We start from the raw sequence: 25,072 nt of genomic DNA on the forward strand, positions 1-25,072 counted from the left end.
GCATGTCGGACATGCGGTCCGATAAGGCGCACGCGGCCCGGATGTGTCAGCGGGTCGGACTAAGCTGTGCGGTACACCCCCGCCCCTTCAGGCGACCGGGGTCGTTCGTCGTGCCCTCTGGGGGAAATCCACCATGCAACTCGCCGGACTGATCCCGGCCGCCCTGCGCGACCGTGGCCTCGCCCGAGCCCGTGATCTGGCCTTGAAGGGCTTCGTCGACTCGGACTCGCTCGATCTCACCGCGCCGGTCTCGCTGCGTCCGTTCGTGGTCGCGGCCGTCGCCGGGCGTGCCGAGAACGGTGGCGCCCAGCGCCCGGTGCTCGCGGTCACCGCGACGTCCCGCGAGGCGGACGACCTGGCCGACGCGCTCGGCTGCCTGATCGAGCCGGACCGGGTGACGGTCTACCCGTCCTGGGAGACGCTGCCGCACGAGCGGCTGTCCCCCCGCTCGGACACCGTCGGGCGCCGGCTGGCCGTGCTGCGCCGGCTGGCCCACCCCGGTGAGCAGCCGCTGCAGGTGGTCGTCGCGCCGGTGCGGTCGCTGCTGCAGCCGCAGCTCAAGGGCCTCGGCGACCTGGAGCCGGTGGAGCTGGTCACCAAGCGGGAGGCCGAGCTCGAGACGGTCGCGCGGCGACTGTCCGACATGGCGTACGCCCGGGTCGACCTGGTCACCAAGCGCGGTGAGTTCGCGGTCCGCGGCGGCATCCTGGATGTGTTCCCGCCCACCGACGAGCACCCGTCCCGGGTCGAGTTCTGGGGCGACGAGGTGGAGGAGATCCGCACCTTCGCGGTCGCCGACCAGCGGACCATCGAGCAGGTCGAGCGGCTGTGGGCGCCGCCGTGCCGGGAGCTGCTGCTGACGCCGGAGGTCCGGGCCCGGGCCGCCCAGCTGGCCGCCGAGCACCCGGAGATCGGCGAGATCCTGGACAAGCTGGCCGAGGGCATCCCGGTCGAGGGGATGGAGTCGCTCGCGCCGGCGCTGCTCGACGGCACCGACAGCATGGAACTGCTGCTGGACTGCATGCCGGCCGGCACCCACGTGCTGCTCTGCGACCCGGAGCGGATCCGGACCCGGGCGCACGACCTCACCCGTACGTCGGATGAGTTCCTCGAGGCGTCCTGGGCCGCGGCCGCCGTCGGCGGTCAGGCGCCGATCGACGTGGGCGCCGCCGCCTTCCACAGCCTCGCCGACATCCGCGCGCACGCCGCCGTCCTCAAGCAGCCGTGGTGGACGGTGTCGCCGTTCGGCCTGGCCGCGCCGGAGCCGGCCGCGTCGGACACCCCGTGGCTCGCCGAGCCGGAGGTGGAGGTCGCGCCGGACGCCGGTGACGCCGTCGCGCTGGCCGCCCAGCCGGTGCCGCTCTATCACGGTGACACCGCCAAGCTGGCCGGCGACCTGGCCGGCTGGGCCGCCGACGGCTGGGCCATCGCCCTGATCTTCGAGGGCAAGGGGACCGCGCAGCGCGCCGCCGAGCTGCTGCGCGACGCGGGCCTCGGCGTCACCCCGGTCGACGCGATCGAGAAGCCGATCGCCGGCGGTCAGCTCCTGATCACCTGCGGCGGGCTGAACCACGGCTTCGTCGACGAGGCCTCCCGGCTCGCGGTGATCACCGGCAACGACATCTCCGGCGGCCGTGGCGCGTCCACCAAGGACATGCGCAAGATGCCGGCCCGGCGGCGCAACACCATCGACCCGCTGGAGCTCAAGACCGGCGACTTCGTGGTGCACGAGCAGCACGGCATCGGACGGTACGTCGAGCTGGTCCAGCGCGCGGTCAACGGCGCCGAGCGCGAATACCTGGTGCTGGAGTACGCCGCCTCCAAGCGCGGCCAGCCCGGCGACCGGCTCTACGTGCCCACCGACCAGCTCGACCAGCTGTCCCGCTACGTCGGCGGCGAGTCGCCCACGCTGCACAAGATGGGCGGGGCCGACTGGCAGAAGAGCAAGGCGCGGGCCAAGAAGGCGGTCCGCGAGATCGCCGCGCAGCTGATCCAGCTGTACGCCGCCCGGCAGGCCTCCCAGGGCCACTCGTTCGGGCCGGACACGCCGTGGCAGCGCGAGCTGGAGGACGCGTTCCCGTACACCGAGACGCCCGACCAGATGGCCGCGATCATCGAGGTCAAGCACGACATGGAGCTGCAGGTCCCGATGGACAGGCTGATCTGCGGCGACGTCGGGTACGGCAAGACCGAGATCGCGGTGCGTGCCGCGTTCAAGGCGGTGCAGGACGGCAAGCAGGTGGCCGTGCTGGTGCCCACCACGCTGCTCGCCCAGCAGCACTTCAACACGTTCACCGAGCGGATGAGCCAGTTCCCGGTGCAGATCAAGCAGCTGTCCCGGTTCCAGACGCCGAAGGAGGCCACGCTCGCGCTGCAGCAGGCCGCCGAGGGCACCGCGGACATCGTGATCGGCACGCACCGGCTGCTGGCCAAGTCCACCAAGTTCAAGAACCTCGGCCTGATCATCGTGGACGAGGAGCAGCGGTTCGGCGTCGAGCACAAGGAGCAGCTCAAGGCGCTGCGCGCGTCGGTGGACGTGCTGACCATGTCGGCCACCCCGATCCCGCGGACCCTGGAGATGGCGATCACCGGCATCCGGGAGATGTCCACGATCGCCACCCCGCCGGAGGAGCGGCACCCGGTCCTGACGTATGTCGGTGCCCAGGACGACAAGCAGGTGGCCGCGTCCATCCACCGCGAGCTGCTCCGCGACGGCCAGGTGTTCTACCTGCACAACCGGGTCGAGTCGATCGACCGGGCGGCGCGCCGGCTGCGCGAGCTGGTGCCCGAGGCGCGGATCGCGGTGGCGCACGGCCAGATGAGCGAGGAGCAGCTGGAGAAGGTGATGGTCGGCTTCTGGGAGAAGGAGTTCGACGTCCTGGTCTGCACCACGATCGTCGAGTCCGGCATCGACATCCCGAACGCCAACACCCTGATCGTCGAGCGGGCCGACCTGCTCGGCCTGTCCCAGCTGCACCAGATCCGCGGCCGGGTCGGCCGGGGCCGGGAGCGGGCGTACGCGTACTTCCTGTACCCGCGGGAGAAGCCGCTCACCGAGCACGCCCACGAGCGGCTGGCCACCATCGCCCAGCACACCGAGCTCGGCGCCGGCATGTACGTCGCGATGAAGGACCTGGAGATCCGCGGCGCCGGCAACCTGCTCGGCGGCGAGCAGTCCGGGCACATCGAGGGCGTCGGCTTCGACCTCTACGTGCGGATGGTCGGCGAGGCGGTCAGCGCGTTCAAGGGCGAGCGCCCCGACGAGGAGGCGCCCGAAGTCAAGATCGACCTCCCGATCGACGCGCACCTGCCCACCGACTACATCTCGGTCGAGCGGCTGCGCCTGGAGATGTACCGCAAGCTCGCCGAGGCCCGCGACGATGCGCGGCTGGAGGAGGTCATCGCCGAGATGACCGACCGGTACGGCGATCCGACCGCCCCGGTGGTCAACCTGATCGCGGTGGCCCGGTTCCGGCAGCTGGCCCGGGCGTACGGGCTGACCGACGTGTCGATGCAGGGCAAGCACATCCGCTTCTCCCCGCTCAGCCTGCTCGACTCGAAGCAGATGCGGCTCAAGCGCTACCACCCCGACTCGGTCTACAAGACGGTGAACGATCAGGTGAGCGTCCCGCGCCCGTCCACCCGCCGGGTCGGCGGCGAGCCGCTGCGCGACCAGGCCCTGCTCGAGTGGTGCGGCCAGCTGCTCAAGGACGTGCTGGGCGAGGTGCCGGCCCCGGTCAAGGTCTGACGTCCGACGCCACCCCGTCCCGCCGGGCGGGGTGGCGACGTAAGTCACATTTACTCGTGAGAGAGTGTGGACCATGCAGCGTGCCCGCCGTTTCGCATCCATGGCTGTCGTCGCGTCCCTGGCTCTCGCCGGCCTCTCCGCCTGCCGGTCCGGCCCGGCCGTGGCCGCCTACGTCGGCGACACCCGGATCACCGAGGACCGGGTCGAGCAGATCTGGGCCGACGCGCGGGCCGTGGTGGCCGCCAGCCCGCCGGTGGTCGACCCGGTGACCGGCGCAGAGAAGAAGGCGACTCTGCCGATCACCCGGGCCGACGTCGTCGAGGTGCTGGTCGGGCGGGAGCTGCTCGATCGGGTCGCGGCCGAGCAGAACGTGACGGTGCCCTCCGGCATCGCGTACGACAAGGTCGCCACGATCGTCGGGATGTCGGAGAAGGCGGAGTACGTCCACCTCTTCGGCCAGAACCTGGCCCTGCAGTACCAGGTCGAGGGCGCGATGACCGGGGTGCCCGAGCTCAGCGACGAGCAGCTGACCGGTGTCCTGCAGCGGTTCACCGCCAACGGGACCGTCCCCCCGGATACCACGGTGGCGGTGCTCCGGACCAAGATGCCGGCCCAGCTGACCCAGGCGGTCCAGCTCGGCGTCGCGCTGCGCGACCAGATGAGCAAGGCCGCCGTGCCGCTGGACATCTCGGTCAGCCCGCGGTACCAGCCGCTGGAGATCAGCACGTTCGACTACCAGAACGACCAGACCTCGCCGTACTTCCCGCTGGTCAGCGTGCCGGTGGGCGACGACACGGCCGTACCGGTCGCCGACTTTTCTTGAGCGAGCACACCTTGAGCAACCGGATCGTCCTGCTGGTCACGTCGCCCCGGCTGCCGGCCGGGCTGCTGACCGCTGAGGCCTGGGACACCGTCCGGTCCGGCCCGGTCTTCGCCGCCGCCGAGTCCGAGCAGGCGACGGCGCTGCGGGTGGCCGGCATCCCGGTCACCGTGCTGGACACCGACGCGCAGGGCCTGCTCGACGCGATCGGCGCTGCCCCGGTGGCGGTCTGGCTGGCCGGTCCGCAGGGTGACCAGCCGTTCGCCCGGCAGCTCGGCCTGCGGCTGGCCCGCGAGCCCGGGCTCGCCGAGCTCGAGCTGATGTACGGCTCCTGGGACCCGCCCGGCGCCCGTCTGCTGGACGCGGTCGCGGTGATGGACCGGCTGGTCTCGCCCGGCGGTGACCCGTGGAAGCGGGCGCAGACCCACCGCACGCTCGCGCCGTATCTGCTCGAGGAGAGCTACGAGGCGTACGACGCGATCGACCGGGACGACCTGGACGAGCTGCGCGAGGAGCTCGGCGACGTGCTGCTGCAGATCGTGCTGCACGCCCGGCTCGCCGAGGAGCTGCCGGACGGCCGGGCCTGGAACGTCGACGACGTGGCCGGGACCCTGGTGGAGAAGATGGTGCGGCGCAACCCGCACGTCTTCGCCGGTGAGCGCGTCGAGGACATCGAGGAGATCACCGCCAACTGGGAGCGGATCAAGCGCGAGGAGAAGGAGCGCGAGTCCGTACTGGACGGGGTGGCGCTGAGCCAGCCGGCGCTCGCGCTGGCCGCCAAGGTGCTGCACCGGGTCGAGCGGGGCGCGGTGGACGTGCCCCTGCCGCCCGGTGACGAGCTCGGCCCGGCGCTGTTCCGGCTGGTCGCCGACGCCCGTGCGGCGGGCCTGGATCCGGAGGCTGAGCTGCGGCGGGCCACTTTGGCGTACGCCGAAGCGGTGCGAGCGGCGGAAATTGTCGGACCCGCCGAGTAGTTTTCTCGGCATGCCGGAGTTCGTACCGCTCGCCGAGCGCATCGCCGACGCTCTGCTGGAGAGCGACCCCGTGACCGCCCTCCACGCGGGTGACCACCGTTTCGACAATCGCCTGCCCGACCTCTCCGCCGCGGCCACCGCGAGCCGGGCCGCCATGCTGCGCGACGCGGCCGACGCGCTCAGCGGCATCGACGCCGAGGGGCTCGACTCCCAGGAGCAGGTCGACCACGCGATCCTGTCGGCGCAGGTCGATCGCCGGCTGTTCGAGTTCGCCGAGATCCGCGAGCACGAGTGGAACCCGCTGGCGCACAACCCCGGCCCGCTGCTGCACGCCCTGCTGTCCCGCCCGTTCGCGCCGGCCGCCGAGCGGCTGGAGAGCCTGCGCGGCCGGCTCGCCGCGCTGCCGGACGCACTGGCCACCGCCCGCGCCGTGCTGCGGGACGTGCCACGGATCCACGCCGAGACCGCGGCCGGCCAGTTCACCGGCACGGCCGCGCTGATCCGCGACGAGCTGCCCCGGCTGCTGGCACAGGAGCCCGGCCTGCGCGCGACGGTCGAGCCGGCCGCCGCTGCCGCGCTGGCGGCGCTCGGTGAGTTCGACGGCTGGCTGGGCGGTGTGCTGGAGAGCGGCGAGCCGGGCCGTGACCCCCGGCTCGGCCGCCGTCTGTGGGAGGCGCGCCTCTGGCACACCCTGGACACCGAGCTCTCCGCTTCCGAGGTGCTCACCCGCGCCCGGGCGAATGTCGACCGCGTCTCCGACGAGCTGCGCACCCTCGCCGCCGACCTGGTCGGTGGCAAGGCCGATGACGAGACCGTGCGCCGCGCCCTGGACACCATCGCCGAGCAGCACCCCGACAACACCACCATCGTCGGCCTGGCCCGGGCGACGATGGAGGAGGCGACCGCGTTCGTCCGGCGGCACGACATGGTGTCGCTGGTGGACGACCCGTGCGTGATCGAGGAGATGCCGGAGTTCGCGCGAGGCGTCGCGGTGGCCTATTGCGACCCGCCCGGCCCGCTCGAGACCGCCGACGTGCCCACGTTCTACTGCATCGCACCGGCCCCGTCCGGCTGGTCCCCCGAGCGGATCCGCAGTTTCTACCGTGAGTACAACAACGAGATGATCCGCAACCTCACCGTCCACGAGGCGATGCCGGGTCACTTCCTGCAGCTCGCGCACGCGCGGCGGTTCCGCGGCAGCAGCCCGGTCCGCGCGCTCGGCTGGTCCGGCCCGTTCGTCGAGGGCTGGGCGGTCTACGCCGAGGAGATGATGGCCGGTCTCGGCTTCGGCGGCCCCGCGGTCAAGCTCCAGCAGCTCAAGATGCAGCTGCGGATGAGCCTCAACGCGATCATCGACCAGCTGGTGCACTGCGAGGACCTGCCGGAGTCCGAGGCGATGGCCCTGATGACCGGCCGCGGCTTCCAGGAGGAGGGCGAGGCGGCCGGCAAGTGGCGGCGCGCCCTGCTCACCTCGACCCAGCTCTCGACGTATTTCGTCGGTTACACCGAGGTGGCGGGCCTGGCCGCGGCCCGCCCGTTCGGCGCCACCCCGAAAGCCTGGCACGACGCGATGCTCGCGCACGGCTCACCGCCCCCACGCCACCTCCGCACCCTCCTCGGCGTCTGACCCCGCTTCCACAGCCGGCACCACTGCAGCCCACCGCGAGGCCGACGACCGTCACACAGCCGCCTCAAGGACCACCAAGCCCAGCTCACCATGCCCGACTGGCGCTGACGGCCGTCACAGCAGCCATTTATGGGCCGCCACGCCCAGCTGACCGTGCTCGGCTGGTCGTGAGGCCCGTAATGGCGGCCGGTTCAGGGCTGCCACGCCCAGCTCGCCGTGCTCGGCTGGTGCTGGCGGCCGTTATGGCGGTCGTTTATGGGCTGCTGCGCCCAGCTGGCCGTGCTCGGCTGGTGCTGGCGGCCGTTATGGCGGGTTATGGCGGTCGTTTATGGGCTGCTACGCCCAGCTGGCCGTGCTCGGCTGGTGCTGGCGGCCGTTATGGCGGTCGTTTAAGGGCCGCCACGCCCAGCTGGCCGTGCTCGGCTGGTGGTGACGGCCGTTATGGCGGTCGTTTATGGGCTGCCGCGCCCAGCTGGCCGTGCTCGGCTGGTTGTGAGGGCCGTTATGGCGGCGGCGGTTTCACGGGGCCGCCACGACCAGCTCGCCGTGCCCGGCTGGTGCTGGGGGCCGTTGTGGCGGTCGTTTAAGGGCCGCCAGGGCCAGCTCGCCGTGCCCGGCTGGTTGTGAGGGCCGTTATGGCGGCCTGATAAGGGCCGCCAGGGCCAGCTCGCCGGGCGGGAGCGTGCTGCTGCCGCCCTGGGAGCGCGGGACTCGCGTGGCCGCGGACGTGCCGGGCACGCGCACCACCGACCCCGGCAACCCGGAGCGGACCACCGGCCCGGATCGAACACCCACATCCCAGGACGACCTGGCCCCGCTGGGCAGTGAGCGGCGTCGCGGACCACGACCAACCGCCATCCCCGCCTGGCTGCCAACCCTAGCCACCAGCCACCCGTCACCCGCCATCCGCGACGTTTGCCGGGTCGCCCGCTTTCGGTCGGCGCCAGCTGCGACCAGGCAGACCGGGCCCGTGTCGCGCCCTGCAGCCACCAGGCAACTGCGAGCGGGCAGGCTCCAGCCCCGGCAGCGCCACAAGCGCCCAGCGAACAGCCCCGCATCGTTGCGCACCTGCCCAGCCGCCGGAGCGGCCGCCCGCGCCGCCCGCCCGCGCGGTCCGCGCCGCCCCGCCCCGCGCCGCCCCGCGCCGCCCCGCGCCGCGCCGCCCCGCGCCGCCCCGTGCCGCCCGCGCCGCCCGCGCCGCGTGGGCGGGAAGGCGCGAGGCGGGGACTTCGTAACACCGGACCGGGGCTTATGGCGCTGACCGCGCCCCGCCCCGAGGTGGAAAGCTGGCCGGAGAACGCCCGATGATATTCACGAAATGAGCGCCCAAAAAACGACAACCGCCGATTAGTCGGCCGCCGGCGACGGGAATTCTGAATTCAGGCGGACTCTGCGGCTTTGGTGCGCATCAGGAGCTGGTATCGCATGACATAACGCCTAATGATCTTTGCGGCTGTCTCGTCCGGGTCGTACAGGGCGACCATCTCCACCGACAGCGGCCCCCGGACCGGCACCTGCTGGCGCATCGCGCTGGCCTTCGTCACCGTTCCGGCCAGCTCGACCAGGTCCGGGCCGAGCTGGACCTGCAGATGCACGTCGTGACCAGGCCGCACCTCGACGTCGGTGAAGTGGGCCCGCACCGACCGCTCGCTGATGTCGTGCACCCAGCCGATCACGTCCGGGTGCTCGGACCGGGTCATCACGATCGGCTCGCCGCCGCCGCCGCGCACGTACAGGCGGTTCTGGGTGATCTGCGGCTCGCCGATCAGGTGCAGCTCGGCCCGGTTCTCCTCGGCCGAGCTCACCGTGGCGGTCGCCAGGTAGCGGCCACGGGGCGCGGCGGACCAGCGCAGGACCACGGTGCTACCGATCAGCGGCATCTGGGCGCGGGCGAGCGAGACCGTCACGGCCGCGGGGGAGGCGGCCACGACACGGACGCCGGTGTGGCTTTCGCCCCCGGCCTCCAGCTCGACGCGTGCGCCGTCCTCGGGAAACAGGCTGCTGCTCATAGTGCCCCCTGTTTCGGCAGGCGGGCCCCGGTTGTGAGGCATACCGGGCGGTGAAGTTGACCGGCCGGGCGAACGAGCGGCAGGCGGGCTCGATACGCTCTTCGAGTGTGGTCGGCCCGCAGGGTCGCGGACCGAAACTGTATCCGTACAACCGTTAGGGAGCGACACCACAAATGGCCACCATCGAAGCAATCGTCGCCCGCGAGATCCTGGATTCCCGGGGCAACCCGACCGTCGAGGTCGAGGTCGGCCTGGACGACGGCACGGTCGGCCGCGCGGCGGTTCCCTCCGGCGCCTCCACCGGTGCGTTCGAAGCGCTCGAGCTCCGTGACGGCGACAAGGGCCGCTACCTCGGCAAGGGTGTCGAGAAGGCGGTCGCCAACATCGAAGACAAGATCGCCGACGAGCTGATCGGGTACGAGGCGAGCGAGCAGCGCCTGATCGACCAGAAGATGCTCGACCTGGACGGCACCGACACCAAGTCGGAGCTGGGCGCCAACGCGATCCTGGGTGTCTCGCTGGCCGTCGCCAAGGCTGCCGCGCTCTCCGCCGAGCTCCCGCTGTTCCGTTACCTCGGTGGCCCGAACGCCGCCGTCCTGCCGGTCCCGATGATGAACATCGTGAACGGTGGCGCGCACGCCGACTCCAACGTCGACGTGCAGGAATTCATGATCGCCCCGATCGGCGCCCCGACCTTCCGTGAGGCGCTGCGCACCGGCGCCGAGGTCTACCACGCCCTCAAGTCCGTACTGAAGAAGAAGGGCCTCTCCACCGGCCTCGGTGACGAGGGCGGCTTCGCCCCGAACCTGCCGGCCAACGCGGCCGCGCTGGACCTGATCGCGGAGGCCGTCGAGGCGGCCGGCTTCACCCTGGGCAGCGACATCGTGCTGGCCATGGACGTCGCCGCGACCGAGTTCTACAAGGACGGGTCGTACCTGTTCGAGGGTTCGCCGAAGTCGACCGACGAGATGATCGCGTACTACGCGAAGCTCGCCGCCGACTACCCGATCGTCTCCATCGAGGACCCGCTGGCCGAGGACGACTGGGCCGGCTGGAGCGAGATGACCGCGCAGCTCGGCAGCAAGATCCAGATCGTCGGTGACGACCTGTTCGTCACGAACCCGCAGCGCATCGCCCGCGGCATCGCCGAGTCGGCCGGCAACGCGGTCCTGGTCAAGGTGAACCAGATCGGTTCGCTGACCGAGACCCTGGACGCCGTGGACCTGGCCCACCGGGCCGGTTTCAAGACGATGATGTCGCACCGTTCCGGTGAGACCGAGGACGTCACCATCGCCGACCTGGCGGTGGCGGTCGGCTCCGGCCAGATCAAGACCGGCGCGCCGGCCCGCTCGGACCGGGTCGCCAAGTACAACCAGCTGCTGCGCATCGAGGAGCAGCTGGAAGGCGCCGCCCGGTACGCCGGTGCGGGCGCGTTCCCGCGTTACCGCGTCGCGTAACACCAGCCCGGCAGATCATGGATTGTGGCATCCGGACACGAACGGGTGCCACAATCCGTGGCAGGCCCCCACGAGTGGGAAGTGGCAGGCCTCCACGAGTGGGAAGTGGCAGGCCTCCACGAGTGGAAGTGGCAGGCCTTCACGAGTGGGAAGTGGCCGGCCTCCATAAAGCCACGAGCGGGAAGGGGCTGAGATGACACAGCGTCGCATGCCGAGCGGTCAGGGCCCGGCCCGCCGTTCCGGCGCGAGTGGTCGTCCCAGCACATCCCGCACCCGTGGCACCAGCCCGGTCCGGGTCGAGGCCCGCCCGACGGTCCGGGTGCCCACGTCCCGCACGGCCCGCCCGACCGGCTCCCGGCGTACGTCGCAGTCCGGCGGCCCGGCCGCCAAACGCACCGCGGCGCCGCGTCCGCGCGCGCTGACCAGCCGGGCCACCGTCCTCCTGGCGGTCTTCGTGGTGCTGGCCCTGGCCTACACCTATCCGATCCGGGTGTATCTGCAGCAGGAGTCGCAGATCGCGCAGATGGAGCGGGAGCAGACCGAGCAGCGGGCCGACATCGCCGCGACGGCGAAAGAGCTGGAGAAGTGGAAGGACAAGGAGTACATCCGGATCCAGGCGCGCAAGGACCTGTATTACGTGCGCCCCGGTGAGACTCCGCTCCTGGTGATCAACGACCCGGAGGGCGCCGCCCGCGACGCCGATCAGAAAGCCCCGGCGGCCGCCCCGGCCCGCTGGTACGACACGCTGTGGCACAGCGTCCAAGCCGCCAACGCGGAGCCTTCGAACTGATGCAAGCACCAGACCCCGCCGACCTCGACATCGTGGCGGCCCAGCTCGGCCGCCGTCCCCGTGGCACCCGGGCGATCGCGCACCGCTGCCCGTGCGGCAACCCGGACGTGGTGGAGACCGCACCCCGTCTCGACGACGGCACACCGTTTCCCACGACCTACTACCTGACGTGTCCGCATGCCACCGCCGCGTGCAGCCGGCTGGAGTCGGCCGGCGTGATGCGCGACATGCAGGAGCGGCTGAGCACCGACCCGGAGCTCGCCGCACACTATGCGCGATCGCATCAGGACTATCTGGACCGCCGCAACGCCATCGAGGAAGTCCCGGAGATCAAGAACTTCTCCGCGGGTGGCATGCCGGACCGGGTGAAGTGCCTGCACGTCCACCTCGGGCACGCGCTCGCCGCGGGCCGCGGGGTGAACCCGTTCGGCGACGAGGTCCGTGACGCGATCGAGCCGTGGTGGTCCGGCGGCCCGTGTATCAAAAAAGACCCGGAAGACCCGGCCCAGTGCTGATCCGCCGCGCCCGGACCGGTGACGTCAAGGCGATCCGGTCCCTGGTCGACACGTACACCACTGATCGGCGGCTGCTCAGTAAGGCCACCGTCACCCTCTACGAGTCGGTCCAGGAGTTCTGGGTCGCGGTCGACGAGGACGACGCGGTGGCCGGCTGCGGCGCGCTGCACGTGATGTGGGAGGACCTGGCCGAGATCCGTACGGTCGCGGTCCACCCGGACCGGCGCGGCCGCAAGATCGGCCACAAGATCGTCGAGGTGCTCCTCGAGCAGGCCCGTGAACTGGGCGTCCGCCGGGTCTTCTGCCTCACCTTCGAGACCCACTTCTTCGGCTCGTTCGGGTTCACCGAGATCGACGGGGCCCCGGTGCCGCACCCGGTCTACGAGCAGTTGCTGCGCTCCTACGACGAGGGTGTCGCGGAGTTCCTGGACCTGGAACGAGTCAAGCCGAACACCCTGGGGAACAAGCGAATGCTGTTGCACCTATGAGAGTCGCCGCGATCGACTGCGGCACCAACGCGGTCCGCCTGCTGATCGCCGACGTGGTCGACGACCGGCTGACCGACGTCGTGCGGACCATGGAGATCGTCCGGCTGGGCGAGGGCGTGGACCGCACCGGGATGCTGTCCGCCGCGGCGCTGGAGCGCACCCGCACCGCGCTGGTCCGCTACGCCGCGTTGATCAAAGATTCAAAAGCGGTCAGCGTACGGATGTGTGCCACCTCCGCCTCCCGTGACGCCTCGAACGCGCAGGACTTCCGGGACATGGTCCGCGGCGTGCTCGGCGTCGACCCCGAGGTGATCACCGGGGAGCAGGAGGCCGCGCTCTCCTTCCTGGGCGCGGTCAAGGGGCTCGCCGCCCCGGGGCCCTACCTGGTCTTCGATCTGGGTGGCGGCTCGACCGAGTTCGTCACCGGCACGGACACCGTCGAGCAGGCGATCTCGATGGACATCGGCTGTGTCCGGATGACCGAGCGTCACCTGCACAGCGACCCGCCGACCGCGGACGAACTCGCCGCGACCGAAAAGGACGTCACCGCGGCGGTGGACATCGCCCTGGCGGCGGTGCCCGGCCGGGCGGCGCGCACGCTCGTCGGGCTGGCCGGCACGGTCACCACGGTCGCGGCCCTGGCGCACGAGCTGCCCGAGTACGACTCGGAGCGCATCCACCACAGCGAGATCAGCCGGGACGCGGTCACCCGGGTCACCGCGGAACTGCTGGCGATGACCGTCGAGCAGCGGCTGGCGCTGCCGGTGATGCACCCGGGCCGGGCCGACGTGATCGGGGCCGGTGCCTTGATCATGCGGGTCATCATGGAGCGGTCCGGGCACGATTCGGTGATCGCCTCCGAGCATGACATCCTCGACGGGATCGCCTTCGGCCTGGCCGCGGGCTGACCACAACCCCATCAATCGGTTAACAACGTCCGGTATCGGCTAGGCCGTACCGGTGCCTGACGCTGCCTGAACGGCCGACAGTTACTGGCGTTTCGGCCGGATTTCGCCACCCCGTTGTCGTCGCGGGGGCACGCAGTGTCATCTTCCCAGCAAAGTCTCAGGTCTTCCTGAGCCGGCGTCGATAACCGCAGGTGAAGTGGGGTCGCGCTAGGCATCGGCGTGTCGCTATCCTCGCCTGCCAAGCGATCGGGCGTCGATCGCTCGTGAAAGGAAGCATCAATGTCCAACCCGGTTGAGCCGCCCTCGTACGGCGCGCAGAATGTCCCGCCGGCCAACGGCGGGCAGTCTTTCCCGCCGCCGAACGCCGGTGCTCCCGGTTACCCGCCGCCGAACGCCGGCGCCCCCGGCTACCCGCCGGCCCCCGGCTTCCAGCAGGGCGGCACCCCCGGTTACCCGCCGGCCCCGGGCACCCCGGGTTACCCGCCGGCCCCCGGCACTCCCGGTGGCGCCCCGGGCGTCATCCCCGGCTTCGAGTCGCCGAAGAAGTCCAAGAAGTGGCTGAGCATCGTCGGCGCCATCGTGATCGGTCTGGTCATCTTCGGCCTCAAGTTCGGCCTGGCCAGCGCGCTCTCCTCGGACCCGACCAAGGACGCCAAGGTCGGTGACTGCATCTCGGTGAGCGAGGAGCTCTCCGACAAGGCCACCGAGACCAAGGCCGAGATCGTCGACTGCTCGAAGTCGGACGCCAAGTTCAGCGTGGTCGGCCGGGTCGACGGCACCGACGACGTGAACAGCACCAAGTGCGACGCGTTCTTCAAGGAGACCGACAAGGACCCGGCCATCCTGACCAGCTCGGGCGACGACAAGTACCTGCTCTGCGTCAAGGCCGCCAAGTAACCGTCAAGGCCGCCGAGTAACCGTCAAGGCTGCCGAGTAACCGTCAAGGCCGCCGAGCAACAGCCACGGCCGGCGAGCCGGCGAACTGAACCGGGGGCGGTGCGTCGACACGACGCGCCGCCCCCGGTGGCATTCTGGTCCGGTGCACCCGTCGGAGGCTTCCCCGCGTACCCCTGAAGGGGTTGTCGCACGGGCGGCCGAGGCCGCCTCGCTGCCCGAGCTGGACGCCCGCATCGCGGATTGTTTCGCCTGCCCGCGCCTGGTCGACTGGCGCACCGACGTCGCCGCCGTCAAACGCGCGTCGTTCCGCGACCAGGACTACTGGGGCCGCCCGGTGCCCGGGTATGGACCTGAGGACGCCGCGATCGCGATCCTGGGCCTGGCGCCGGCCGCGCACGGCGGCAACCGCACCGGCCGGATCTTCACGGGGGACCGCTCCGGCGACGTGCTCTTCGCCGCGATGCACCGGGCCGGCCTGGCAAGTCAGCCGACGAGCGTGTCCGCCGACGACGGCCTGACGCTGCGGCACACCCGGATCTTCGCGGCGGTGCGCTGCGCGCCGCCGGACAACAAACCGACACCGGGGGAGCGGGACACCTGCGCGCCCTGGTTCCGCCGCGAGCTGGAACTGATCAGACCCACCCTGAAGGTGGTGGTCACTCTGGGTGCCTTCGCTTGGGCATCCTGGTGGCCGGCGATGAAGCTCACGTACGACGTGAGCCCGCCCGTCCCCCGCCCCAAGTTCGGCCACGGCACCGAGGTCCACCTGCCCGGCGTGCCCCCGGTGCTGGGCTGTTTCCACGTCAGCCAGCAGAACACGTTCACCGGGCGGCTCACCCCCGCCATGCTCGACGAGGTGTTCACCCGTGCGAAGGTTCTGGCGGGCCTGGCATGATGCGAGTCCTGTCCGGTTCCCTCCTCGAGTCACGGATGTAGAAAACCGCCCGTATGGACCTCGCTTTCGTGCGCCGCTGGTGGCCCCTGGCCGCCGTCATCGGGCTGCTCCTGGTGACCTCGGTGGCCGCCACCCGATCGGCGCCCCAGCTGGACCGGGTCACCCCGCGGACGACCGCGACCACCACCGCGCCACCCCTGCTGCCGCCGACCGTGCGCCCGTCCGTCGCGCCGCCCACCGAGACGCCGGTCGAGGCCGCCCGGGGCCTGCCGGACTGGCTCGGCACCGCGACCACGGTGGTCCTGGCCCTGGTGGTCGCGGCCATGGTGGTGATCCTCACGATGGCGTTGCTGCGTGACGCGAACCGCCGCCGCAAGGGCCGCACCGGCCGCCGTGACCCGCGCCGGGCCGGCCGGACCGCGGAGGACCTGGTCGCCGCGCTCGACGCCGGCCTCGAGGAGCTCTCCGACGCCGACCGCGACCCGCGCCGCGCGGTGATCGCCTGCTGGGTGCGCCTGGAGCAGGCCGCCGCCGAGGCCGGCACCCCGCGGCACCCCGGTGACACCCCCACCGACCTGATCGGCCGGTTGCTCGCCGAGCAGCAGGTCGACGCGGCCGTGCTGGCCGCCCTGATGGAGGTCTACCGGGAGGCCCGGTACGCCACGCACACCGTCGACGACCAGATGCGCCAGCAGGCCCGGTACGCCCTGGAACGCCTGCGCGCCGACCTCGGAGCGGGGGCGGTGGCGTGAGCGAGGGTGGACTGGACGGGCTCTTCGGCGCGACCGCCGGACCCGCTCAGGAGAAGTCGCCGCGGATCCGCCGCCGGCGCTCCCCGATCGTGCGCGTGGTCGGCAATCTGATCCTGGTGGCCGCGGCCACCGTGGTGGTCGTGGCCGGCCTGCGCGCCGCCTCGGTCGAGGCCCCGCTGCTGCTGGTGATCGCACTGGTCGCCGGGTTGCGCCTGGTCACGATCGCGGCAGCCGCGGTGCGGCCACCGAAGCAGCCGAAGAGCCGGGCCGGCGCCGGTGACGCCGCGGCCCGCACCGCCGACTCGCTGCGCGCCACCGTGCGCCGGTGGGAGCGATCCCTCGACAAGGCGCACTCGGACTCGGACACCTATGCGCGTAACGTCTTGCCGGTGCTCGGGGAACTCGCCGACGAGCGCCTGCGACTACGGCACGGCCTGACCCGGACCAGCGACCCGCGTCGCGCCCGGGAGTTGCTCGGTGAACAGGCCTGGGCGGTGCTGGCCGATCCGGGTCGGCACGGGCTCAAGACGCGGGACCTGGAGACGTACGTACAAGCGATGGAACGACTGTGAGAAAGGTGCGCCGGTGACGCAGACAGGCGTACAGGCTCTTCCCCCGTTCGAGGTCGGCCGGCTGGCCGGCGCGATCCTCGACTCGGTGAACAGTGTCGTGGTCGGCAAGCGGGAGTCGCTCGAGCTGGTGCTGGCCGGCATCCTGGCCGGCGGGCACGTCCTGCTGGAGGACCTGCCGGGGCTGGGCAAGACGCTCACCGCGCGGTCGTTCGCCCAGGCGCTCGGGCTGGACTTCCGGCGGCTGCAGTTCACCCCCGACCTGCTGCCCGCCGACGTCACCGGCTCCTTCCTGTACGACCAGCGCAAGGGTGACTTCGCGTTCCGGGCCGGCCCGGTCTTCACCAACATGCTGCTGGCCGACGAGATCAACCGGACACCGCCGAAGACCCAGTCCGCCCTGCTCGAGGCGATGCAGGAGAAGCAGGTCTCGGTCGAGGGCGTGACCTACCGGCTCGACCCGCCGTTCCACGTGCTGGCCACCGCCAACCCGATCGAGTACGAGGGCACCTACCCGCTGCCCGAGGCACAGCTCGACCGGTTCCTGCTCCGGGTGTCCTTCGGGTACCCGACCGCCGAGGAGGAGTGGGAGGTCATGCGCCGCCGGATGTCCCGCCGGCAGGAGGAGTCCCAGCTCGCCCCGGTGGTGAACGCGCAGACCCTGCAGGTCATGCAGGCCGCCCTGGAGTCGGTGGCGGTCGAGGACTCGATCGGCCGGTACATCGTGTCGCTGGCCGCGGCCACCCGCGAGCACAGCGCGGTGCTGGTCGGCTCGTCGCCGCGTGGCTCGCTGGCCCTGCTGCTGCTGGCCCGGGCCCGGGCCGCGATGGCCGGCCGGGACTACGTGGTGCCGGAGGACGTCAAGGACGTCGCGGTGCCGGCGCTGGCCCACCGGATCACGCTGCGTCCGGAGATGTGGCTGCGCCAGGTGAACCCGGCGTTCGTGGTGCAGGAGGTGCTCAGCGCGGTGCCGGCCCCGGCCAGCGGGGCGCTTCCGACGTACGCCCGGCATGACTGAGCCGATCGCTCCGGGCTGGGCGCCGACCCGCGCGCTCGGCCGTTCGGTGCTGCTCACCGGGCTGTTGCTGCTGCTCGGCGTCGGGCTCGGCCGGGTCGACCTGGTGCTGCTGGCGGCGCCGTTCGCGATCGGCGCCGCGCTGAACCTGCGCCGCACACCCCAGTCGGTGCCCGAGGTGACCATCACGGCCGACGCGGCGCACCTGGTCGAGGGCGGCGCGGTGCAGGCCGGCCTGACCGTGGCCAACCCCGAGGCGATCGGGTACGACCTGGTCGTGGTCCGGACCAAGACCTCACCGTGGCTGCGTCTGGAGCACGCCGACCGGCCGTTCGCGATCACCGTGCCGTCCGACGGCTGGGCCGCGATCGACCTGCCCGGCGAGGCGCGCCGCTGGGGCCGGCAGGACGTCGGACCGGCCGCCGCCCGTGCCGCGGCCTGCGGCGGGCTGCTGACCTGCCGTCCGGTGGTCACCCCGGCGCACGGCGTCCGGGTCTACCCGGTCACCGAGCCGTTCAAGGCCACCGAGTCGATGCCGGCCGCGGCCGGTCTGGTCGGCGCGCACCGTTCGCGGCGGCTGGGCGAGGGCGGTGAGCTGGCCGGCGTACGCCAGTTCGCGCCCGGCGACCGGCTGCGCCGCATCGACTGGCGGGTGTCGCTGCGCACCCGTGACCTGCACGTGGCGTCCACCCTCTCGGACCGCGACGCCGAAGTGCTGATCCTGCTCGACCTGCTCGGCGAGGTGGGCCTCTCCGGCGGGGTCGAGGGCAGCGCCTCGGTGCTGGACACCACGGTCCGCGCCGCCGCCGCGATCGCCGAGCACTACCTGCACCGAGGCGACCGGGTGTCGGTGCTGGAGTACGGCGCCGGCGGCCGCCGGCTGCGCGCCGGGTCCGGCCGCAAGCAGTACCTGACCGTCCTGGAGTGGCTGCTCGACGTGCGCGCCGACCCGGTCGACGAGGAGTACGAGCCGGTCCTCGGCGCGCACCACATCTCGACGTCCGCGCTGGTCGTGGTGCTCACCCCGCTGATCGACCCGCGGTCCGCCGACATGCTCGCCAAGCTCACCCAGGCCGGCCGGTACACCGTCGCGGTGGACACCCTGCCGGAGGACGCCGCCCCGCCGGTCCGCAACCAGTGGTCCCCGCTGGCCACCCGGCTGTGGCGGATCGAACGGGAGAACGTGCTGGGCCGGCTCCGCGAGCACGGTGTGCCGGTGGTCGCCTGGGCCGGCGCCGGCAGCCTGGACCTGGTGCTGCGCGACGTGGCCCGGATGGCCTCCGCGCCGAGGGGGCGATGACGTGCTGACCAGGCTTCTCCGCCGGCTCAGCCGGATTCCCACCGTGGTGCGGCGGGCCACCGTCGTCCCGTTCCTGGTCCGCTGCGGCATCGCGCTGTGCGGCATTCTCGCGCTCGTGGTGTCCTGGCCGGGCGAGCTGCTGGCCAGCCAGTTCGTCGGGTTGCTGGTGCTGTTCGTGCTCTGGCCGGCGTTCGCTCCGCGGGGCCGGGGCGCGACGTTCGCCGCGCTGGTCGTGGTGGGCGGCTGGCTGCTGGACACCGCGGGGTACGACTCCCGGGTCGCGCTGTGGCGGGTGATCGCCATCGCCACACTGCTCTATCTCGGTCACACGCTCACCGCGCTGGCCGCGGTCCTGCCGTACGACGCGGTGGTCAACCTGGACGTGCCCGGCCTCTGGCTGGGCCGGGCCCTGATCGTCGTGCTGATCTCCGCGGTGCTGACCGTGCTGGCCCTGGGCCTGACCAGGGATCTTGGCGGAGAGGCGTTCCAGGTGGCCACATTGGTGGGATTGGCTGCTGCGACGGGTGTGACGATCCTTTTGGCACGCCTTACCAGGAGGACCTGAGTTTCGTGCAGTTTATGTGGCCTTAGACACTTGACTTTCAAGGTTGCGATGGTCACAGAACGACGCATGAACGGCCATTAGCGCGCGAGAATAGGGGCGTGAATCCGCCGCGCATAGTCGTCGTAGGAGCAGGTCACGTCGGGCTTTACGCCGCCCTCCGCCTGTCCAAGAAGCTGAACCGGAACCACGCCGAGGTCGTTGTCATCGACCCCGTGCCGCACATGACCTATCAGCCGTTCCTGCCTGAGGCAGCGGCCGGTAACATCTCGCCGCGCCACGCCGTTGTGCCGCTGCGCCGTGAGTTGAAGAAGTGCCGCATCGTCTCCGGTGAGGTCACCAAGGTCGAGCACGCGCGTAAGACCGTGACCATTCAGCCGATCGACGGCCCCGCGTACGAGATGGAATACGACCACATCATCGTGGCGCCCGGTTCCGTCTCGCGGACTCTCCCGATCCCCGGTCTGAGCGACCTGGGCATCGGCCTCAAGACCATCGGCGAGGCCATCTACCTGCGCAACCACATCCTCGACCGGCTCGACGTCGCTGCCGTGACGCCGGACCCCGAGGTGCGCAAGGCGTCGCTCAACTTCGTTTTCGTCGGTGGCGGCTTCGCCGGCATCGAGGCGCTCGCCGAGATGCAGGACGTGGTCTCCGACGCGCTCAAGTACTACCCGGAGCTGGACCCCAAGGAGGTCCACTTCATCCTTGTCGAGGCGACCAACCGGATCCTTCCCGAGGTCGGCCCGGAGATGGGCTCGTACGCCGCCCGTCAGCTCGCCGCCCGCGGCATCGACCTGCGGCTGGACACCTTCCTGAACTCCTGCGTCGACGGCCAGATCGAGCTCTCCGACGGTGACTCGTTCCGCGCCGAGACCCTGGTCTGGACGGCCGGCGTCAAGCCGTCGCCGATGCTGCAGCACACCGACCTGCCGCTCGGCCCGCGTGGCCACGTCAACTGCAAGCCCACCCTGCAGGTCGCCACGCTGGAGGGCGAGGTGCTCGAGGGCGCCTGGTCGGCCGGCGACTGCGCGCAGGTCCCCGACCTGACCAACCCGGGTGGCTGGTGCTCGCCGAGCGCGCAGCACGCGGTCCGGCAGGCCAAGGTGCTCGCCGACAACATCCGCCAGGTGGTGCTGGGCGGCGCGCCGACCGAGTACCGGCACAAGCACGTCGGCGGCGTCGCCGGCCTGGGCCTCAACAAGGGTGTCGCGCACGTCTACGGCATCAAGGTCAAGGGCTACCCGGCCTGGCTGATGCACCGCTTCTACCACGTGAGCCGGATCCCGTCGTTCAACCGCAAGGTGCGGGTGCTCGCCGACTGGGTGCTGGCCTTCCTGCTCAAGCGGGAGACCGTGGCCCTGGGTCAGCTGCACCGCCCGCGCGAGGAGTTCCTCGAGGTCACCCCGCCGGTCACGCCGAAGGTCAAGGAGACCGAGAAGCCGGCTGACAAGCCCGCTGACAAGGTCGGTTCCGGCTCGCGCTGAGCCTGAGGCCGTTACCCATCACCCGGGCGGCACCAGATACGGTGTTCTTTGCCCGCCCGGGTGGTGGAATGGCAGACACGGCCGCCTTAAAAGCGGCTGCCCTAACAGGCGTGCGGGTTCGAGACCCGCCCCGGGCACGCATAACGAAGCGGTCGCGACATGTCGTCGCGGCCGTTCTGCTTTTGCGGCTTTTATGTGCTGTTCTGGGGCGTTTGTGATCGTGGGATTACCACCGAGTGTCGCAGCGTACCCATGACACCTGTCATTTTCAGCCTGCTCACAGCTTCGGACAGCGGCGATTCGAGCGCATAGCGTCTACCCTGGAACGACAGGCATTGTTGTGCCGAACCCTCAAGGGAGGCTGGACACAGTGAAGACTTCTAACCCGGTGCTCTCGCGCCTCGGCCAGGCGGCCGAGCGGGAGCGGACCGCCGGGTACGGGCCATACGGGCCGGCCGGCGCGGGTTACGGTCAGCCGGGTTACGGTCAGCCGTACCCGACCGCTGAGGGCTACCCCGCCGCCCCGCCCGCCGTGCAGCCGATGACCGTCGACGACGTCGTCGTCAAGACCGTCACCCTGCTCGGCATCACCGGCATCTCCGCGGTCGCCGCGTGGAACCTCATTCCGCTCGACCTGACCGTCGCCGCCTGGATCGGCGCCGCGATGGTCGGCCTCGTGCTCGGCCTGGTCATCTCGTTCATGCGCATCGCGAACCCGGCGCTCGTCGTCGGTTACGCGGTCGTCGAGGGTGTCTTCGTCGGCATGGTGAGCAAGGCCTACCAGAACATCCTGGGTTATGACGGGATCGTCCTGCAGGCCGTGGTCGCCACCTTCGGTGTCTTCTTCCTGATGGCGATCCTCTACCGTGCCCGGGTCATCCGGGCCACCCCGAAGTTCCAGCGCGGCATGATCGCGATCATGGGTGGCCTCTTCATGGTCATGCTGGTCAACTTCGTGCTGTCGATGTTCGACGTGAACACCGGCCTGCGCGACAACGGCCCGCTCGGTTACGTGTTCAGCCTGGTCTGCATCGTGGTGGCCGCGCTCAGCTTCATTCTCAGCTTCAACGAGATCGAAGAGGGCGTCCGGATGGGCCTCCCGCGGAAGTACTCGTGGACCGCGGCCTTCGGCATCCTGGTCAGCCTGGTCTGGCTCTACATCGAGATGCTGCGCCTGCTCAGTTACCTGCAAGGCGACGACTGACGGTTCGTCGGTCCGTCACCGAGGCAACGCTCGGCCCGCCCCACCCGGCGGACCGGGCGTTGTCCCGTTTCCGGGCGGGGCCGGCCCGCCGGGTACGCTCGCCGGATGTCCGACTTCGCGACGTCGACCGAGCGGCTGCTCACCCAGGTCCGCCACTGGGAGGAGCCGCGCTGGGCCGCGTCGGCAGGTGCCGGCACCAAGGGCGACCTGGCGTACGTGCTGGTGCAGGAGCTGGCCGACCTGGGCGCCGAGGCCGAGGGCCGGCCGTCCCGGATGGTGCCGCGCGCCCATGACCTGGTGCTGCCCGACCAGCTGCGAGTGGTCGCCGACGACCTTCTCGCCGCCGAGCCCTCCGCCGACCTGCTGGCCCGTGCCACCGCCGCGGTGGAAGAGGTCCGCTACACCCTCTGAGCGGTCGCGCTGAGTGTCAGGCTGAGCCCGATCAGGCCTTCGACCGGCCGGAACCCGGCCGAGGTGTAGAGCGCTCGGGCCGGCACGTTGTCCGGTTCGGTCTGCAGCGACACCCGGATCGCCCCGGCGGCTCGCGCCTGGTCGACGACGTGGTTCAGCAGGGCCCGGGCGGTGCCGCCGCGCCGTCGATCGGGCCGGACGTACAGGTCACGCACCTGCCAGAACGTCGCCAGGCGCAGCGAGGCCGGTAGCACGACGGTGGTGACAAAACCGAGGTCGGGGAGGGCGACGGCGGCCCGCAGCGGCCCGGCCGTCAGCTGCTCCCGTAGCCACTGCGCGGTGCCGCCGGGGTCCGTGGTCTCGCCGTAGTGCACCCGGTACTCGTCGAACAGGTCGGCCAGCTGATCAAAAGCGGGCTGGTCCGGGGTGATGTCGGTGATCGTCGAAGCCATTCACCCATTTTGATGCACGAAACGGGCCCGGCGCTTTCCCGCGCCGGGCCCAGCAGTGCGGACGGCTCAGCGCAGGCGCTCGATGACCAGCGCCATGCCCTGGCCACCACCGACGCACATGGTCTCCAGGCCGATCGACTTGTCGTGCCAGTCGAGGGAGTTGATCAGGGTGCCGGTGATCCGCGCGCCGGTCATGCCGAACGGGTGGCCGACCGCGATCGCGCCGCCGTTCACGTTCAGCTTGTCGATCGGGATCCCGAGATCCTGGTAGGACGGGATGACCTGCGCCGCGAACGCCTCGTTGATCTCGACCAGGTCGACGTCGTCGATGGTCATGCCGGCCCGCTTGAGGGCCTGCTTGGACGCCTCGACCGGGCCGAGGCCCATGATCTCCGGGGAGAGCGCGGTGACGCCGGTGGAGATGATCCGGGCGAGCGGGGTGATGCCGAGCTCGCGGGCCTTGGTGTCGCTCATGATGACCAGCGCGGCGGCGCCGTCGTTGAGCGGGCAGCAGTTGCCGGCGGTGACCCGGCCGTCCTCCCGGAAGACCGGCTTGAGCTGGGAGACCGCGTCCAGGCTGACGCCGGCGCGGGGGCCGTCGTCCTTCGACACGACGGTGCCGTCGGGCAGCGTCACCGGGGTGATCTCGCGGGCCCAGAAGCCGTTCGCGATGGCCTTCTCGGCGAGGTTCTGGCTGCGTACGCCGAACTCGTCCATCTCCGCGCGGGAGATGTTCTTGATCTGGGCGAGGTTCTCCGCGGTGTAGCCCATCCCGATGTAGATGTCCGGGAGCAGGCCGTCCGCGCGGGGGTCGTGCCAGGTGCCGCCGCTCTTCGCGGTCGCCTGGGTGCGTGCCTGCGCGTCCTGGAACGCGGGGTTCTCCCAGCCGCCGCCGACCAGGGCCTGCGCGGCCGAGGGCAGGCCGTCGGAGCTGCCCCGGGCGAACCGGGACACCGTCTCGACACCGGCCGAGATGAAGATGTCGCCCTCGCCCGCCTTGATCGCGTGGAACGCCATCCGGGTGGTCTGCAGCGACGACGAGCAGTACCGGGTGATGGTGGCGCCCGGCAGGCCGTCCAGGCCCAGCTTCGTGGCGACCACACGGCCCATGTTGAAGCCCTGCTCGCCACCGGGCAGGCCACAACCGAGGTACAGGTCCTCGATGAGCGTGCGGTCGAGCTCGGGCACCTTGTTCAGCGCGGCGTCGACGATGGTGGCGGTGAGGTCGTCGGGGCGCAGATCCTTCAGCGAGCCCTTGTGGGCGCGGCCGATCGGGGAGCGGGCAGTGGCAACGATGACAGCTTCCGGCATGGCCCCAGTTTACTCAGGGGTAACATCGGCGGAAGTGTGGATTCGTCACACGCCTGCCATCGCTCAGACACCGGCCGTTGCCGCCCGGGCCACCGCGGGATAGAGGGCGTGCGCCCAGACCCGGTAGCCGTCGGCGGACGGGTGGAACCCGTCGTAACAGAGCGTCCCGGCGTCGGCCCGGAACACCGCGCCGGTCTCCGCAGCCAGGTCGACGACCGTGCCACCGGCCTCGGCGACCGCTCTGGCCTGCGCTTTCGCCATCCGCCGGCCGATCAGCCCGGCGATCTGCCGCAGCGGCGGGGCCAGCGAGCGCATCGCACCCAGGTCGGGGCAGGTGCCGACGACCACCTGGACACCGGCCGAGCGCAGCCGCCGGACGGCCTGCCCGAGATGACCGGCGGCCTCCTCGGGCGCGCGGGCCGAGGTGGCGTCGTTGGATCCGATCAGCACCACGGCCACGTCCGGCCGGGTGCCGAGCAGCGCCCGGGCCACCTGGGTGGACAGGTCGGTGGACCGGGACCCGGCCACACCGACGCTGGAGAGCAGCACGTGCCGCGGGCCGGTCTCCGGGCTGCCGTCGGCCATCAGCCGGGCCAGCTGCCCGCCGACGGTGTCGGACAGCCACTCCACGCCGACACCGACCGCGGCCGAGTCACCGAGCAGCACCAGGCGCAACGGCGGGGCACTGAGCGGGCCCATCGACGTACGCAGGGCCAGGCCCATCGTGGGTTTGGCATAACGACGGGCCTTGGCGGCCAGCAGCTCGCCGGCGATCAGGGCGGCGCCGCCCAGCGCGCCCGCGAGCAGGCCGGTGGCAGCGGCCTTGGTCAGTCGTTCCGGCAGCCCGGCCATGTGCGCCTCCCTGCGTCCCGCCGACGTCG

At 71.3% G+C, this 25,072-nt stretch carries 23 protein-coding genes and 1 tRNA gene; 20 read left to right on the forward strand and 4 right to left on the reverse strand.

Features of this window, described 5'->3' with window-relative positions; genetic code table 11:
- Window positions 1-133 precede the first annotated feature (133 nt).
- The 4 genes from mfd (at window position 134) to ADL15_RS12430 (ending at window position 7,169) form a co-directional block, all read left to right on the forward strand.
- Entirely contained in the window at window positions 134-3,748 is a 3,615-nt protein-coding gene (mfd, locus tag ADL15_RS12415) for a transcription-repair coupling factor (RefSeq protein WP_067688676.1), read from the forward strand.
- Window positions 3,749-3,848: 100 nt separating this feature from the next.
- Complete coding sequence (locus tag ADL15_RS12420; RefSeq protein WP_067688679.1) at window positions 3,849-4,571, forward strand: hypothetical protein; 723 nt, start codon at window positions 3,849-3,851, stop codon at window positions 4,569-4,571.
- Window positions 4,572-4,582: 11 nt separating this feature from the next.
- Entirely contained in the window at window positions 4,583-5,542 is a 960-nt protein-coding gene (locus tag ADL15_RS12425) for a nucleoside triphosphate pyrophosphohydrolase (RefSeq protein ID WP_067689088.1), read from the forward strand.
- A 10-nt stretch (window positions 5,543-5,552) separates the two neighbouring features.
- Window positions 5,553-7,169, forward strand: a complete 1,617-nt coding sequence (locus tag ADL15_RS12430; protein WP_067688682.1) for a DUF885 domain-containing protein — start codon at window positions 5,553-5,555, stop codon at window positions 7,167-7,169.
- A 1,379-nt stretch (window positions 7,170-8,548) separates the two neighbouring features.
- On the opposite strand, the gene ADL15_RS12435 is transcribed toward ADL15_RS12430, so the two are convergent.
- Window positions 8,549-9,178, reverse strand: coding sequence for a hypothetical protein (locus ADL15_RS12435; protein ID WP_067688685.1), 630 nt, complete (start codon window positions 9,176-9,178; stop codon window positions 8,549-8,551).
- Between the two features lie 173 nt (window positions 9,179-9,351).
- On the opposite strand from ADL15_RS12435, the gene eno reads away from it, so the two are divergent.
- From eno to ADL15_RS12515, 16 genes are all read left to right on the forward strand, one after another.
- Window positions 9,352-10,635, forward strand: coding sequence for a phosphopyruvate hydratase (gene eno / locus ADL15_RS12440; protein WP_067688688.1), 1,284 nt, complete (start codon window positions 9,352-9,354; stop codon window positions 10,633-10,635).
- Window positions 10,636-10,828: 193 nt separating this feature from the next.
- Window positions 10,829-11,425, forward strand: a complete 597-nt coding sequence (locus tag ADL15_RS12445; protein ID WP_067688695.1) for an FtsB family cell division protein — start codon at window positions 10,829-10,831, stop codon at window positions 11,423-11,425.
- On the forward strand, window positions 11,425-11,940 hold the full coding sequence (locus ADL15_RS12450; RefSeq protein WP_067688697.1) for a DUF501 domain-containing protein: 516 nt from the start codon (window positions 11,425-11,427) through the stop codon (window positions 11,938-11,940). Before ADL15_RS12445 ends, ADL15_RS12450 begins: the two co-directional genes overlap by 1 nt.
- Complete coding sequence (locus tag ADL15_RS12455; RefSeq protein WP_083971180.1) at window positions 11,934-12,428, forward strand: amino-acid N-acetyltransferase; 495 nt, start codon at window positions 11,934-11,936, stop codon at window positions 12,426-12,428. The genes ADL15_RS12450 and ADL15_RS12455 overlap by 7 nt, the downstream gene beginning before the upstream one ends.
- Window positions 12,425-13,336, forward strand: coding sequence for a Ppx/GppA phosphatase family protein (locus tag ADL15_RS12460; protein ID WP_067688700.1), 912 nt, complete (start codon window positions 12,425-12,427; stop codon window positions 13,334-13,336). Before ADL15_RS12455 ends, ADL15_RS12460 begins: the two co-directional genes overlap by 4 nt.
- A gap of 279 nt (window positions 13,337-13,615) precedes the next feature.
- Window positions 13,616-14,233 carry an LppU/SCO3897 family protein gene (locus ADL15_RS12465; RefSeq protein WP_067688703.1) on the forward strand — a complete coding sequence of 206 codons (618 nt, stop codon included), beginning with the start codon at window positions 13,616-13,618 and terminating at the stop codon, window positions 14,231-14,233.
- A gap of 142 nt (window positions 14,234-14,375) precedes the next feature.
- A complete protein-coding gene (locus ADL15_RS12470) occupies window positions 14,376-15,128 on the forward strand; it encodes a uracil-DNA glycosylase (protein ID WP_067688706.1) in 753 nt (250 codons plus the stop codon).
- 53 nt (window positions 15,129-15,181) lie between these two features.
- Window positions 15,182-15,880, forward strand: coding sequence for a DUF4129 domain-containing protein (locus ADL15_RS12475; protein ID WP_067688708.1), 699 nt, complete (start codon window positions 15,182-15,184; stop codon window positions 15,878-15,880).
- Window positions 15,877-16,452: a hypothetical protein gene (locus ADL15_RS12480; protein ID WP_067688711.1), complete on the forward strand. Its 576-nt coding sequence runs from the start codon at window positions 15,877-15,879 to the stop codon at window positions 16,450-16,452. Before ADL15_RS12475 ends, ADL15_RS12480 begins: the two co-directional genes overlap by 4 nt.
- 13 nt (window positions 16,453-16,465) lie before the next feature.
- Window positions 16,466-17,467, forward strand: coding sequence for an AAA family ATPase (locus ADL15_RS12485; protein ID WP_067688714.1), 1,002 nt, complete (start codon window positions 16,466-16,468; stop codon window positions 17,465-17,467).
- Window positions 17,460-18,764, forward strand: coding sequence for a DUF58 domain-containing protein (locus ADL15_RS12490; protein ID WP_067688717.1), 1,305 nt, complete (start codon window positions 17,460-17,462; stop codon window positions 18,762-18,764). Before ADL15_RS12485 ends, ADL15_RS12490 begins: the two co-directional genes overlap by 8 nt.
- 1 nt (window position 18,765) lies before the next feature.
- A complete protein-coding gene (locus ADL15_RS12495; protein WP_067688720.1) occupies window positions 18,766-19,329 on the forward strand; it encodes a hypothetical protein in 564 nt (187 codons plus the stop codon).
- A gap of 98 nt (window positions 19,330-19,427) precedes the next feature.
- Window positions 19,428-20,813 (forward strand): NAD(P)/FAD-dependent oxidoreductase, encoded by a 1,386-nt coding sequence (locus ADL15_RS12500; RefSeq protein WP_067688722.1) that lies wholly within the window; start codon window positions 19,428-19,430, stop codon window positions 20,811-20,813.
- A 54-nt stretch (window positions 20,814-20,867) separates the two neighbouring features.
- Window positions 20,868-20,950 (forward strand) — tRNA-Leu (locus tag ADL15_RS12505).
- Window positions 20,951-21,183: 233 nt separating this feature from the next.
- Window positions 21,184-22,017: a Bax inhibitor-1/YccA family protein gene (locus ADL15_RS12510; RefSeq protein ID WP_067688725.1), complete on the forward strand. Its 834-nt coding sequence runs from the start codon at window positions 21,184-21,186 to the stop codon at window positions 22,015-22,017.
- A 105-nt stretch (window positions 22,018-22,122) separates the two neighbouring features.
- Window positions 22,123-22,428 (forward strand): hypothetical protein, encoded by a 306-nt coding sequence (locus ADL15_RS12515; protein WP_067688728.1) that lies wholly within the window; start codon window positions 22,123-22,125, stop codon window positions 22,426-22,428.
- On the opposite strand, the gene ADL15_RS12520 is transcribed toward ADL15_RS12515, so the two are convergent.
- From ADL15_RS12520 to ADL15_RS12530, 3 genes are all read right to left on the reverse strand, one after another.
- On the reverse strand, window positions 22,416-22,880 hold the full coding sequence (locus ADL15_RS12520) for a GNAT family N-acetyltransferase (RefSeq protein ID WP_067688731.1): 465 nt from the start codon (window positions 22,878-22,880) through the stop codon (window positions 22,416-22,418). The genes ADL15_RS12515 and ADL15_RS12520 overlap by 13 nt on opposite strands.
- Before the next feature lie 66 nt (window positions 22,881-22,946).
- Complete coding sequence (locus ADL15_RS12525; protein WP_067688733.1) at window positions 22,947-24,191, reverse strand: acetyl-CoA C-acetyltransferase; 1,245 nt, start codon at window positions 24,189-24,191, stop codon at window positions 22,947-22,949.
- Window positions 24,192-24,254: 63 nt separating this feature from the next.
- Window positions 24,255-25,043 (reverse strand): SGNH/GDSL hydrolase family protein, encoded by a 789-nt coding sequence (locus tag ADL15_RS12530; protein WP_067688736.1) that lies wholly within the window; start codon window positions 25,041-25,043, stop codon window positions 24,255-24,257.
- Between the last annotated feature and the right edge of the window lie 29 nt (window positions 25,044-25,072).

The organism is Actinoplanes awajinensis subsp. mycoplanecinus (assembly GCF_001509495.1).
In the GTDB taxonomy this organism is placed as follows: Bacteria; Actinomycetota; Actinomycetes; order Mycobacteriales; family Micromonosporaceae; genus Actinoplanes; species Actinoplanes palleronii.

Bases quoted from the DNA above. Each gene is read 5' to 3' on its own strand.
- mfd (WP_067688676.1), top strand. From the start codon at position 134: ATGCAACTCGCCGGACTGATCCCGGCCGCCCTGCGCGACCGTGGCCTC.
- ADL15_RS12420 (WP_067688679.1), top strand. From the start codon at position 3,849: ATGGCTGTCGTCGCGTCCCTGGCTCTCGCCGGCCTCTCCGCCTGCCGG.
- ADL15_RS12430 (WP_067688682.1), top strand. From the start codon at position 5,553: ATGCCGGAGTTCGTACCGCTCGCCGAGCGCATCGCCGACGCTCTGCTG.
- ADL15_RS12435 (WP_067688685.1), bottom strand. From the start codon at position 9,178: ATGAGCAGCAGCCTGTTTCCCGAGGACGGCGCACGCGTCGAGCTGGAG.
- eno (WP_067688688.1), top strand. From the start codon at position 9,352: ATGGCCACCATCGAAGCAATCGTCGCCCGCGAGATCCTGGATTCCCGG.
- ADL15_RS12445 (WP_067688695.1), top strand. From the start codon at position 10,829: ATGACACAGCGTCGCATGCCGAGCGGTCAGGGCCCGGCCCGCCGTTCC.
- ADL15_RS12450 (WP_067688697.1), top strand. From the start codon at position 11,425: ATGCAAGCACCAGACCCCGCCGACCTCGACATCGTGGCGGCCCAGCTC.
- ADL15_RS12460 (WP_067688700.1), top strand. From the start codon at position 12,425: ATGAGAGTCGCCGCGATCGACTGCGGCACCAACGCGGTCCGCCTGCTG.
- ADL15_RS12465 (WP_067688703.1), top strand. From the start codon at position 13,616: ATGTCCAACCCGGTTGAGCCGCCCTCGTACGGCGCGCAGAATGTCCCG.
- ADL15_RS12475 (WP_067688708.1), top strand. From the start codon at position 15,182: ATGGACCTCGCTTTCGTGCGCCGCTGGTGGCCCCTGGCCGCCGTCATC.
- ADL15_RS12490 (WP_067688717.1), top strand. From the start codon at position 17,460: ATGACTGAGCCGATCGCTCCGGGCTGGGCGCCGACCCGCGCGCTCGGC.
- ADL15_RS12515 (WP_067688728.1), top strand. From the start codon at position 22,123: ATGTCCGACTTCGCGACGTCGACCGAGCGGCTGCTCACCCAGGTCCGC.
- ADL15_RS12520 (WP_067688731.1), bottom strand. From the start codon at position 22,880: ATGGCTTCGACGATCACCGACATCACCCCGGACCAGCCCGCTTTTGAT.
- ADL15_RS12525 (WP_067688733.1), bottom strand. From the start codon at position 24,191: ATGCCGGAAGCTGTCATCGTTGCCACTGCCCGCTCCCCGATCGGCCGC.
- ADL15_RS12530 (WP_067688736.1), bottom strand. From the start codon at position 25,043: ATGGCCGGGCTGCCGGAACGACTGACCAAGGCCGCTGCCACCGGCCTG.